General features: G+C 60.7%; 10 protein-coding genes. 1 reads left to right on the top strand and 9 read right to left on the bottom strand.

Features of this window, described 5'->3' with window-relative positions; all coding sequences use genetic code 11:
- Positions 1 to 20: 20 nt before the first annotated feature.
- The 6 genes from BZ163_RS25390 to BZ163_RS25365 all read right to left on the bottom strand — a co-directional run bounded on the left by BZ163_RS25390 (position 21) and on the right by BZ163_RS25365 (position 7,081).
- The gene (locus BZ163_RS25390; RefSeq protein WP_128873132.1) at positions 21 to 1,079 is read right to left on the bottom strand and encodes a YCF48-related protein; all 1,059 of its coding nucleotides are present in this window, start codon (positions 1,077 to 1,079) and stop codon (positions 21 to 23) included.
- A 58-nt stretch (positions 1,080 to 1,137) separates the two neighbouring features.
- On the bottom strand, positions 1,138 to 2,505 hold the full coding sequence (locus BZ163_RS25385) for a DUF1329 domain-containing protein (protein ID WP_128873130.1): 1,368 nt from the start codon (positions 2,503 to 2,505) through the stop codon (positions 1,138 to 1,140).
- 9 nt (positions 2,506 to 2,514) lie between these two features.
- Positions 2,515 to 4,191, bottom strand: coding sequence for a DUF1302 domain-containing protein (locus BZ163_RS25380; RefSeq protein WP_128873129.1), 1,677 nt, complete (start codon positions 4,189 to 4,191; stop codon positions 2,515 to 2,517).
- Between the two features lie 107 nt (positions 4,192 to 4,298).
- On the bottom strand, positions 4,299 to 5,519 hold the full coding sequence (locus BZ163_RS25375) for an acyl-CoA dehydrogenase family protein (protein ID WP_128873127.1): 1,221 nt from the start codon (positions 5,517 to 5,519) through the stop codon (positions 4,299 to 4,301).
- A 53-nt stretch (positions 5,520 to 5,572) separates the two neighbouring features.
- Positions 5,573 to 6,109 (bottom strand): flavin reductase family protein, encoded by a 537-nt coding sequence (locus BZ163_RS25370; RefSeq protein ID WP_128873125.1) that lies wholly within the window; start codon positions 6,107 to 6,109, stop codon positions 5,573 to 5,575.
- Between the two features lie 81 nt (positions 6,110 to 6,190).
- On the bottom strand, positions 6,191 to 7,081 hold the full coding sequence (locus tag BZ163_RS25365; RefSeq protein WP_128873123.1) for a VOC family protein: 891 nt from the start codon (positions 7,079 to 7,081) through the stop codon (positions 6,191 to 6,193).
- Positions 7,082 to 7,570: 489 nt separating this feature from the next.
- Here BZ163_RS25365 and BZ163_RS25360 point away from each other — a divergent pair, with 489 nt between their 5' ends.
- The gene (locus BZ163_RS25360; protein ID WP_128873122.1) at positions 7,571 to 9,430 is read left to right on the top strand and encodes a sigma-54-dependent Fis family transcriptional regulator; all 1,860 of its coding nucleotides are present in this window, start codon (positions 7,571 to 7,573) and stop codon (positions 9,428 to 9,430) included.
- Positions 9,431 to 9,513: 83 nt separating this feature from the next.
- On the opposite strand, the gene BZ163_RS25355 is transcribed toward BZ163_RS25360, so the two are convergent.
- The 3 genes from BZ163_RS25355 to BZ163_RS25345 are packed head-to-tail and all read right to left on the bottom strand — an operon-like array spanning position 9,514 to position 12,294.
- On the bottom strand, positions 9,514 to 10,089 hold the full coding sequence (locus BZ163_RS25355; RefSeq protein WP_128873120.1) for a cysteine hydrolase family protein: 576 nt from the start codon (positions 10,087 to 10,089) through the stop codon (positions 9,514 to 9,516).
- 22 nt (positions 10,090 to 10,111) lie between these two features.
- A complete protein-coding gene (locus BZ163_RS25350; protein ID WP_128873118.1) occupies positions 10,112 to 10,843 on the bottom strand; it encodes an SDR family NAD(P)-dependent oxidoreductase in 732 nt (243 codons plus the stop codon).
- The gene (locus BZ163_RS25345; RefSeq protein ID WP_128873117.1) at positions 10,840 to 12,294 is read right to left on the bottom strand and encodes an FAD-dependent oxidoreductase; all 1,455 of its coding nucleotides are present in this window, start codon (positions 12,292 to 12,294) and stop codon (positions 10,840 to 10,842) included. The genes BZ163_RS25350 and BZ163_RS25345 overlap by 4 nt, the downstream gene beginning before the upstream one ends.
- Positions 12,295 to 12,316 lie beyond the last annotated feature (22 nt).

Genomic DNA, 12,316 nt, shown 5'->3' with positions numbered 1-12,316 from the left:
AACCTTCTATGCAGGCCGACTTAGCGCAACGCGCTCGGCGGGAAACGAGTGATGCCATGGGTGCCGACAGCCAGGCTGCCGCCATCGGGCAGCGCCAGCAGGGCGATCAATGGGAAGCGTTCTTCAGGCAATACCGCACGGAAGCTGCGACCGTCATCACGGCTGAGCCAGCCCTGCCCCGACTCATCCGCCAACAGCAGCGAGCCGTCGCGCAATTCGGTGGCTGCCGTCAGGCTCTTGCCCGATGCCAGGCTCACAGCCTGCCAACTGGCGCCCTGATCGACCGAGCGGACCACATGCCCGCGCAAACCCACGGCCAGCAGGCTGTTATTGCGCGTGGCCAACAGGCCAAAGAAGCTGCCCTCATAAGGGCTCGCAAAACGGGTGAACCCCTGCAAGTCATTGTTCACTCGCAGCAACGCGCCCTGCTCCCCGGCCACATACACCCGACCGCCCATGACCTGCACCGCGTTGAGGTGTCGTGAATCACTGCCATCGAGCAACGCCAGCGCCGGCTGCCAACGCTGTCCGGCGTTTTGCGTGCTGAACGCCAACCCGTAAGCGCCCAGGGCCAATACCCGTCCATCGCCCATGCACTGCACGGCCAAAAACGGCTTGTCAGCGCCTTCGGCCACCAGGCGGCGCGCCTCGTCGACCCGCTCAGGGTCCTGGCGCACCTGCAAAATCGACTGCGCGACTTGCACACCGTCCATTTGCCGAGTCCAGTGGGCGCCGCCATCGCGGGTGGCGAGAATGACCCCGCGATGACCAACGGCCCAACCATTGGCCGCATCGGCAAAGCACACACCGGTCAGGCTGACCGTGACCGGAACACTGGCTTGCTGCCAGTGCTGGCCCTGATCGTCAGAGTAAAGAATGGTGCGCGCATGCCGGCGACCAACCAGCCGCTCGCCCGCCATGGCGGCGGCATTGAATGCCAAACGGCTGGCCAGTGCCGAGATCCCGGCAGGTTGCTCCAGCGTATCGGCGACCTGTCTGGACGCGGCGCTGCTGCTGGAAACCGCGGCGATCAAGCTGAAGCCAAGCACGCAGGCCAACGCAAATCTGTTTTTATTCACCACATACCTCCGGTAAGACCGGCCAGCCCTTCCCGTGAGGAAGGGCTCGCCACGGGCATCAGCGTGCGCTCATCTTGGTCAGGGACTCAGGCGAGAAGAAGCTTTCACGTCGACGTTCGGTGATTGCGTATTGCTCGTTGCCCGCGTCGCCCATTGCACAGTTGTACATCCAGGCCTTGGTCCGGTGGTCATGGAAGAAGCCGGTGCAATAATTCACCGTGGCCGGGATATCCGGCGCTACGAAGGGTGTCGACAGCGACGTGCGCCACAGGGTGCCTTCGGCGTCCCAGCCATCGATCATCGCGTTCCCCCAGTTGTCTTCGTCGTAGTAATACGTGCGCTTGGGCACGGCATGACGCTTGCCCGCCTTGAGGGTGGCCTCGACTTCCCAGACCCGATGCAGCTCCCAGCGCATGTAGTCCGGGTTGACGTGACGCTGGCCCATGACTTTTTCATCGGCGTTGGCCAGCAATTGGTTGTTGTTGTACGGAATGATCATTTCTTTCTTGCCGATCAGCTTCCAGTCGAAGCGCTCCGGCGAACCGGTGCCACCGTAGTTTTCATCGACGAAATTGACGCCCGACGCCACGGAGTTGGGCGTGTCGAAGTTGATGCTCGGCGCACGACGCACCCGGCGCTGCCCCGACAGGTATTGCCACAAGGTGCGGCCCTGCACGTAATCCGTCACGTTATGCACCATCAGCGCTTCACCCGCCCGGAAGGCCGGCGCATACGTCAGCTGGATGGCCATCATGAAGTTCGGCCCGGCGGTCTCCACCGAACCGTCCTTGTAGTAGTAGGGATATTGCGCATTGTCCTCGGCGGCGGTGGCCAACACGCGTTGACCATCGGCGGTGGTGGTCCAGACCTTGTACTTGCCTTTGGTGGCATCGCCCCGCCATAGCAGCTGGTGGTTCCACTGCACTTCGATGCCGGATTTTGGCAGCGGGAATGGCACCCCTCCGTAAGCGCCCTTGACGATCAGGCCGTCACCTTCGAGCGAGGCGTGCGTGGCGTTTTTCAGGGTGTTGTCGTACACCCACTGCGGCGCCGATGCCGTGCGGCGTGTGGGGAATACGTCGATGCGGAACGTTTGCGGGTTGTCCTTGAACAGTTGGATCACGCCGGCGCTCAGTTTGTCCTGGTACTTGGCCAGGTTGGCGGCAGTGATGGTGTACAGCGGTTTGTCCTGGGCGAATGGGTCGTACGCCCGATGCCCCTGCTGATAACCCGCCGGCACCGTGGAATACCCCCCCGTCCAAGCCGGGATACTGCCGTCGGCATTGCCGGCACGCACGGCGCCCAAGGGTGTCAGCGTGGAGTTCAACGCCTGAGCGTCTGCCGCGCTGACCGCCCCGTAGGCGGACACCACGGACATGGACAAGGTGAAACAGGTCAACAGCTGAGTGATCTTATTGTTGTTCATGGCCATTACTCAGAATGTATGGGACACGCTGAAGGACAGGAAATCCCGGTCAGCATTGGTCTGTTTGAAGGTTTTGATCCCGCCGATATTGATGGGCGCCGAGGGGCCGTAATAGCCGGTGTAGGCCAGGGTGAAGGTGACCGATTTCAGATAGTCCGCCGTCAGACCGACGTTGTAGTCGCCGCCCTTGCTCTGGCTGAATCCACCCACCGCCGAAGAGCGGCCGTCGATGCCGTAGCTGAAACCCATCGGCACCGACAGGTCGACACCATCGATGACCTGGAAGTAGGTCGGAGAAAACGCCACCCGGATCGCGGTGGCATCACGGGTGCCGTTGGGGTCGAGGTTGTCCTGGTTCTTGTCGACGCTCAGCCGGCGGTTCCAGGCCAGCTCGCCCAGCAGGCTGGCGGTGTCCCAGAACATCCCGGTCGGCATGATGTAGATCATGTTGACCTGGGCATGCGCGGTACGGCCCACCGCATACAGCGGATTGCCGTCGTTGTCGCCGTTGCCCGCCAGGTCAGTCATGGTCAGGCTGACCAACGGTGCGTTGTCGCGTACCGAGGCTTCAAAACCGAAGTTGATGTCGCCAAAGCCACGGTTGGCACTGAAGCCGTAGGCACGGATGTCCTCGGGGAACACCAGCATGTATTCGCCGATCTGGTCCGCACGACTGCCCGCCCCCAGCCCGGGACGCAGCTGCGTCTGGAAATTCTTGTCGTGGTAGTTGATGGCGTACAGGCCGAAGTCGGTATCCAGTGCCTCGGAGCGGTAGCGCAGTTGCACGCCCCACTGACCACTGTCGCGCGCCTCGATGTCATCGCCACGATAGAACGAGGCCGCGGGCGCCCCGTTCGGCAAACGGCCCACGACGATCCGTTCACCGCCTTCGTCGAGCAGATCCGCCGGGCTGAAATAGCTGCCCGCCCCTGGAATACGCGTACGCTCCCACTCGAACTGGTAGTAGCCACCGACGGAAACGGTCGGTGTGATCTGCAGTTGCGTGGAGAACTGCTTGACCGGCAGGCCAAGCTCCTTGAACTGCGAGTTGGGTACGGTCAGCGCACGTACCGCATCGATCGGTTGCTGGCCGGCGGCAATACCGTTGCCGCCGTAGAACAGGCTTTCACCGTAGAGCAACGAGTGTTGGCCCAGCCGTGACACGCCCCACATTTCATCGCCCACATCGTAGTTGACGTAGACAAACGCATCGCGGAACTCCGCGTCCCGCCCGTGCAAGTCACGGGTGTCTTTAGTGAACCGGTCATAACGCACACTGTAGGCGTTGGCAGTACCGGGTGAGTCGTTATCGTTGCCCTTGTTGTACACATCGTCGTACCAGGCGGCGCCGCTGACCCGCGCGCCGACTTTCTGGTAGGAGATGTCAAATTCCGAGAACAGATCCAGGCGGTTGGAGATCATGCCCTTGTCGAAATTGCGATCGCCATCGTCCAGGTTCGAGTCCGCGACCAGCTTGTCGTGCTGGTCCTTGACCCGCCAGGCGTTGGAATACTTGACGTTGGTATCGAAGCGAACCTTCAGGTCGGAACTGCCGGTATCGAACTCCATCGCCTGCGCGCCGGACAACACTGAGCAGCCGAGTAAAGCCGCTGCCAGGCGGGTCAATCGTGGACGCTGGGCAGCCGAACGGACACAACCGGGTGCTCGGTTCTGATGTATAGACATTAAAAGACCTCTGCGACAGTAAGCCGATTTTTGTTTTTATGAGTGACCGCCGAGGAAGCGGTAGTCGGGTCTCGTCGGGAGGAATGCGTTCCTCCCGATCCAGCGATTCAGTCGTTGAGCGACACCGGCTCCAGGCCGAACATCATCGGTGGCAGTTGCTGCCCCAACAGATAGGCGCCAAGCATGCCCGCGGTGTCATCGGCATTCTGGGTAATGTGGTTGGACGCGGCGATGACATCGCGCAGGATGCGCTGCAGTGGATTGTTCAGGTAAATGCCACGGGCCGACGTGGCCTTGAACAGCAGCATCACCGCCTCTTCGCAGTCGCGACCGACTCGGGCGATGTCGAGCATGTAGTGCACGCGATCGAAGGCCGGTACCAGCTCGCGGCGCTCGACGTACTCACTGCTCTCGGCCAGCATTTGCAAGAGTCGCGCACGGGCCGAACGCACCCGGACCACCGCATTGCCCAACCGGTCCTTGACGTAAGGGCTCAGTGCCGCCCCTGCGCCGTCCGTGGTGTTGGTGCGCACGCTCATCTGCCGGATGTACTCATCGATCCCGCCCTGGGCCATCCCCACGATCAAGGCCGAAACGGCACCGAAGAAGATCTGGTTGAACGGGTACAGATAGTTCGCCGGGCGTTCGCTGTAGGTGTACTGGATCAGGCTGTGGGCACGGTGATACGGCACGAACGCATGCTTGATCACCAGGCTCTTGCTGCCGGTACCGGCCAGGCCGAAGGTGTGCCAATCGTCTTCAATGACCCATGCGGAGCTGGGCACCAGCATCGACATGCGATCGATCACCTGACCGCTGGCATCACGCCGCAGGCCGCCGAGAAACGCCCATTTGCCGTGATCGCAACCGCTGGAAGTTTTCCACGTGCCGCTGATGTTGAAGCCACCCTCGACCTCTTCGACCTTGCCGAATGGCGGGTAGGACGAGGCGGTGATCACGGCATTGTCCTCACCCCAGGCATCCAGGCATGCCTGCTCTGGCAACGAACCGTATTCCCACTGGTGGATACCCAGAATCATCATGTTCCAGGCGCTGCTGCAGCAGCCACGCCCCAACTCCATCAGGACTTTGTAGAACACCGCGGGCGCCATCTCCCAGCCGCCATATTCCTTGGGCTGGAGGATCTTGAAGAAACCGGCGTCGACGAACGCCTGTATGGTCTGGCTGGACACCATCCGGTTCTTTTCCACTGAGTCGGCTTTATCCATCAGCATCGGAAGCAAGCCACGGGCGCGTTCGAGCAATTGCGCTTCGGTTGGAATCGCCTGGGCATCCACAGTCTCGGTAGGCTTGACGAAATTGTTCATAGGTCTGTGATCTCTGGTTTATTGTTTTTGTCAGGTTGAAAGCCGTCAGGGCTTCACTTGAGCGCAGCGAACCTGCTGTTGAAATACACCAAGGCGCCGTCCTGCTCTTGCAGGCCGCGGACACCGACGACTTCGCCGATAAACATGTCGTGGGTGCTGGCCGGGATGACTTGCTCCAACCGGCATTCGAAACTCACCAGCGCGTCTTCGAGCAAAGGCACGCCAGTGACCCCCGACTCCCAGCAACCTTCTGCAAAGCGCTCCTCGCCGCTGACCCCTTCGACCATTCCGGCAAAGCGCTTGGCAATGAACTCCTGGTCATGGGCCAGCACATTGATGCTGAAAGCGCCGGCGCGCTGAATCACTTCATGCGCCCGAACATTACGGTTCACGCAGATCAGCAACCGCGGCGGGTCGGCGGTGATCGAACACACCGCCGTTGCCGTCAGCCCGGCTCTCTCGCTGTCACTGCCGCTGGCGATCACCACACAGGCGCCGGCCAGATGGCGCATGCCCTTACAGAAATCAGCGGTGGCCACCGTTGGCGGAATCACTGCTGGCGTACTACTTGATTGAATGGCGTTTAACATCTGGAAAACCTCACTGTGTCGCAGGCACGGGTAGCCCGCAGGCGTGATTGCTGCATGACCAGGCCGGCAGCCCGTCGTGGCTCAGAGAACGATGTTGCGTTTGTGACCCCAGTCGCTCATTTTGTTGAACGCCTTCACTTCCCAATGCCGGTCGTCAATGACCACCCCGCCCCAACCCATTTCGAAGTTGAACCCCGAAGGGGTCTGGGCATAGAAAGAAAAGGTCCTGTCGTTCGGGTGATGACCGAGTTCGAGAATGATCGGGATGCCCGCCTTGATGCAGCGGTCGTAGGCCAGGCCGACGTCGTCCATGTTCTGCACCTGGACCATGAAGTGGTTGAGCACCTTGGGGCTGGGCGCCTGCGCCGTGGCGATGGAATGATGACGACCCGTTGCGGTGTGGAAGAACGTGGCGTCCACCACGATGCCCGGTTGCACTTCCTCACGGATGTAATCGCTGACTCGCAGCTTCAACACATCCTTGTAGAAGCTCACGGTTTGCGGCCCGTTCTTGGCAAACGGCAGGAGGTGGCCGATGCCCAGATCGCCGGTGACAAAACTGCCCTTGAGCACTTTCGACCGAAACACGTCGTTCAGGCCGGCTTCGCTGTGGCCGAAGAAAAACTCGTGAGTGAAACCGTTCGGGTCCTGGACGCTGTACGCCTTTTCCACCCTGCGACGTTGCAACAACTCACGGGAAAGTACTTCGACCGCAACCTCTTTTTCCCGCAGCTCGCCGACATAACTTTCAAGCTCCTGCTCGCTGCGAAACTGCCAGCCGGCCACCAGGATGTCGTCGATCGGATTCTTTTCCAGGAAGAATCGCTGGGCGTATTCATCCATGCGCAAGGTCAACCCCTGCTCGTCGCGATGGGCCACCTGCATGCCGATGATGTCAGTGGCCAGCCACTGCCACTGATCAAGGTCGCTTACACCGAATCCTGCGTAGGCCAACGAGTGAATTTCTGCCACTTGCCTGCACCTCATCTTGTTTTTGTTGTTCTGCTCTTTCTGATGACGCTTTGAAGAACAGCTGTTGAAGGGACAAGAGCAAGCGCTGTGCCAGCATTGGAACGCCAGCAAAACTAAATAATTTTTCCTTATTAATCATTGCTTTATGAACAACAGGCAGCAGGTTTATGGCCACGATGCAGAGGTCGCTCGAGGGCAGGAAAATTTAAGAAAATTCGAAAACTGCGAATTTCATTCAAGGATTTTCGTGAACCCGAGGCTGGTGAAAAATTTTTTGGATTGCAGAGAATGGATAGCGCGTCCAAGACACGCTGTGCTTCAGTGCGTGCAGCATGTAGGAGCGAGGCTTGCCGGCGAAGGCGCCCGCTCAATCACCACCGAAAGGCGCTCATGACATTTCTGGCACGCGTCTGGCATTGGGTAGTGGCTTCTGCTATTGGCTATTTTGCTGTTTGCCTTCAACAAGTAATAAAAACATAGGCGCACTTGATGACTTCTTTCCCCATCGATGACGAAGCGCGTTCGCGGCAGTCGCGTAATCGCAACGGCATAAACATCATCACCGACCTGCGTTTCCCGGACATGCAGGACCTGGTCGACCGGCTGTATTTCAACCCCAAGGAGGGGCTGATCTGGCTGGGTGATAAACGCATGATGCTGATGCATGTAGAGGCGTTCGGCGCGTTGCGTCAGGAGCTGCTGGAAAGCAACGGCGTGGAGTTCACCCGAGGCCTGTTGACCCGCGTCGGCTACCTGACGGGCCAGCGTGATGCCGACCTGGCCATCCAGGCCCGCGGCACGGGTAATGAACTGGACATCGCGGCGGCCGGGGGGCAGTTGCACGCCTTGTCCGGCATCGTCGAAGTCGCACCGGTGTGCATCGAGTTCGATCACGCCAAGGGCTTCAAATACGGCGAGTTCACCTGGAAACGCTCGGTCGAAAGTGACGTCCATATCGCCGCCAACGGCGTCAGCACCGACCCTATCTGCTGGATGGAAGTGGGCTACAGCTCAGGGTTCATGAGCCGCCTGATGGGCCGTCGTCTGCTGGCCCGGGAAACCCAATGCCAGGGCTGCGGACATGATCTGTGCCGGGTGATCGTCAAGCCGGTCGAGGACTGGGACAACACCGAAGAGGACCTCAAATACTTCCAGCCACAGGTCACCGACCATCGCCGGACACAACCGGTCAAGCCGGTTACAAACACCCCCGTCAATACGGCGCCGTCGCCCTTCGGCCTGGTAGAGAGCCAACCCTCGGTGAGCGAATTCGGCCGCCCGGTGGGCAGTTCCGCCGCGTACCATATCGCCATGCATAAAATCCTGCGAGTGGCAGGCACCAATGCCACGGTCCTGCTGCTGGGCGAGAGCGGCGTCGGCAAAACCATGTTCGCCCACGAGTTGCATGGCAACAGCCTGCGGGCCAACACGCCTTTTGTGGAGATCAACTGTGCCGCCATCCCCGAGCAACTGATCGAGTCGGAACTGTTCGGCGTACAGCGCGGCGCCTATTCGGGCGCGACGGACCCACGGCCGGGGCGTTTTGAAATTGCCCATGGCGGCACGATTTTCCTCGACGAGGTGGCCACCTTGAGCATGACCGCCCAAGGCAAACTGCTGCGAGTGCTGCAAAGCGGTGACCTCGAACGATTGGGCAGCAATAAAACGATCAAGGTCGACGTGCGGGTCATCGCCGCCACCAACGAAGACCTCGCCAAGGCAGTCAAGGCCGGCCGGTTTCGCAGCGACCTGTTCTATCGCCTGAACGTGTTTCCGATCACCATCGCCCCCTTGCGCGAACGCAAGGACGACTTGCCCCTGTTGCTCGACACGGTGATGCGCAAATTGTGCGCCCTGCACGGCCGTCACTTGACCGGTGTGGCGCCCAGAGCCTTGCAAGTCATTCTGGACTACCACTGGCCGGGCAATATTCGCGAGTTCGAGAACGTCATCGAGCGGGCCATCATCCTCTCCGACGACGGTGACATGCTGGATATCCGTCATCTCTCGGGCCTCGATGCCTTGGGCGGGCAGCTCGAGCGCATCGGTACCGTCAGCTGGGACAGCGGCCCGGCCATCGGCATTCGCATGCCCCAGGTCGACGTTCCGAGCGTAGGCTTGGCGCAGCAGGACAATGCCAGCCATGACCAACTGCTCGCGGTCGCGCAACGCACGCTGCAACGGGGGCCGGTACGCCTGAGTCAGATCGAGGAGGTGTATATCGAAGTGGCCATGCAGCTCAGCGAAAATAACATTTCGCGCGCCGCCACCTTATTGGGGCTGAGCCGTGCGCAACTGGATTATCGACTGAAAAAAATGTCTTCGGACGAATCCGGCGCCCAGCGATAGTCGTAGAGACAACACCGGGCGATAGCGAACTTCAAGAGAGGGCCGGGATCGCCTTGGTGGCGGCTCCCGGTGAGCGTTGGCGATCAGTCGAAAGCGACGGCCGAGTCAATGCTGGTGCAAAAGCGCGCGATACTGGCCATCGAATTTTCATGCTCTTGCGCCGACGGCGATGCGCAACAGTCTTCCAGTACCCGCACATCGAAATCCCGATCGTGGGCATCTCGTACCGTGGCCTGGACCACCGCTTGAGTACTGACACCGCTGCAGTAGATGCGCTCGATGCCTTCGCGACGCAACAGCACTTCCAGGGAGGTGCCATAGAAAGGTGAAACCCGGTGCTTGACGATGTTCCACTCGTTCGCCAAGGGTGCCAGCTCATCATGCACCGCACCGCCCCAGGCGTCCTTTTTCAAAATGCCGTTTTTTGCGATGGCGCCGAACACCTGGGAGGCGGGATTGGCTTCGCGATGGTCGTCGGAAAACGCTACCCGCACAAACGCCACCGCAATGCCTTTGCCGCGCGCCTTGGCAATGGCCGCTGCCGTACGGGCGATCAATTCGCGGCTGCGTACCTGCTCGCCCAGCGGCCCCTTGCCACTGGCCCCGTCGGGGTGAACCAGGTCGTTTTGCATGTCCAGAACCAGATAAATACTTTTCATCATGCTTTTCCCTTGGTTGGAATCAGTCGCACCACAGTGCACCGTTGATATCGAGGATTTCCCCGCTGATAAATCCTGCCTTGTCCGACAGCATGAAGCTGACGGCCGACGCCACTTCTTCGGCTCGGCCCATGCGTCCCAACGGGATCAGCGCGCGCAGATTGTCCGGGAAGGACGTGGTCATTTCAGTGGCGATCGGGCCTGGCGCCACGGCGTTGACCCGAACCCCGGCGCTGGCCAATTCCTTGGCCAGGAACAGGGTCATGGTGTGCACCGCCGACTTGGACATGCCGTAAGCGACGCCACCGGCTCGTGTCTGTTCATTGGCATCCAGCCAAGGGCGGGCGTTGCCACCGTTCTTGCCGACCACTGAACCGATGTTGACGATGCTCCCCTGCTTGCGCTCGGCCATCAGTTGGCCGATCAGCTGACAAGGAATCAGCGTGCCCTGTACGTTGACCCGCATCACCCGTTCAAACTCCGAGACCTTGAGTTCCAACGCGCTACCCGTGGACAAGACTCCCGCGACATTGACCAACGCAGTGATGGGCCCCATGTCATCTTCGATCTGCTCGACCACATCGCGCACGGCGATGCGCGAAGCCACATCGCAGGAATAGAAACGCATGTTCGGGCCCAACACTCGCGGCTCGGCCAGGTCCAGCGCCGCGACCTGATAACCTTCACTGCTCAGCAGCTTGCACACTGCGCTGCCAATGGCACCGCCGGCACCGGTCACTACCGCGACGCTCATTGCGCACCCCGCTGCTGCATCGCGGCCTGGCCCGCCAGGCGGCCGAACACCAGGCCCTTGAGGACTGAAGTGCCGCCGGCGTAGTTGCCGAAATACAAGCCCACGGTTTCACCGGCGGCATAAAGGTTGCCAATCGGATGACCATCGGCGTTTATCACCTGCGCACGCTCATCCACCTTGAGGCCACCGAAGGTGAACACGTTGGCGGAAATGATCGGGTAGGCGAAAAACGGGCCGGCATCCAACGGCAGCGCCCAGTTGCTTTTAGGCGGTTGCAGGCCCTCGGTAGCCACGCCATCGAGCTGCAACGGCTTGTAGTCCCCGGGGACACAGGCGGCGTTATAGCGGCTCACTGTGTCTTGCAAGGTGCTTGGGCAAACACCCAGCTTCGCAGCCAGCCCGGCCAGGGTCGCCCCTTCGATCGCGGCCTGATCGGTGCGGATCGCCAGGCGGTAGTTGGGGACGTCCTTGACCTTCTGATCGAGAATGACCCAGGCAATGCCTTCATCCTGCTGGTAGATCTGCCGCGTCACCCGTTCGTACCAGGCGTCCACCGTACCCGGTGCTTCGTCAGTGAAGCGCAGCCCCTGTTTGTTGATCAAAATGCCATAGGGGAACACGAAAATGGACGGCTCGGAAATGCCCGAGCGCGGGTCCACGGGTTCGGCGTGATAGCTGCCGTAATCGCCACTGGCGGCGGCGCCGACGTCCAGCGCCATCTGGATGCCTTCACCCCGGTTGTAATAGGCGCCCTTGCACACCGGACGCAAATACACCGAACGCGGTCCCAGGTAGCGGCTGAGCATTTCCGTGTTGCCTTCAAAGCCACCGCTGGCCAACACCACGGCACCGCGAAAAACCAGATCGCCCTGCAGACGTGAAAGGGCCCGGATGCCGAGCACCTTCGCATAACCTTCGGTCAATAATTCGCGTCCGGAGGTTTCATAGAAAAACTCTGCGCCCAGGGCCTCGGCTTTGGCCGCCAGGGCTTCGACGATGGCCTCGCCACCGCCGACCGGCAGCAACCGTGGCTGGGTGCTGGTCAGGAATTGGGTCGGCAGGAAATCGAACTTCACGCCGTGGCGCTTCAGCCATTCAATGGTGCCCGGCACTTGTTCGGCAAAGGTGCCGATCACACTGGCGTCCACGGAGCCCAGCGCGCGGGTCTGTGCCGACCAGTCAGCGCGATCGGCGAGGGTTTCGGCGACAAAATCCGGGTCCTGGTAATAGCCGGAATGCTCGGCCAGGAACTGGTCGAAATCGTCGGTCACCTCCGTATGGCTCTTCATTCGCAGATAGGCCTCGGTGAAGCGGCTCTGCCCGCCCCGCTCTTCTCGACTGGCCCGTTCCAGCACGGCCACGCGCAGGCCGCGCTCGGCGCCTGCCACTGCCGCCGACAGACCGGCGACACCGCAGCCCACCACAATCAGATCGAAGTTTAATTCAGCCATGGGTAGTTCCTCTCTTGGTGGC

Origin of the sequence: Pseudomonas sp. VI4.1 (genome assembly GCF_002029345.1) — a bacterium.
In the GTDB taxonomy this organism is placed as follows: Bacteria; Pseudomonadota; Gammaproteobacteria; order Pseudomonadales; family Pseudomonadaceae; genus Aquipseudomonas.
The sequence above is the reverse complement of the archived record's forward strand: the minus strand, read 5'-3'. Positions and strand labels throughout refer to the sequence as shown.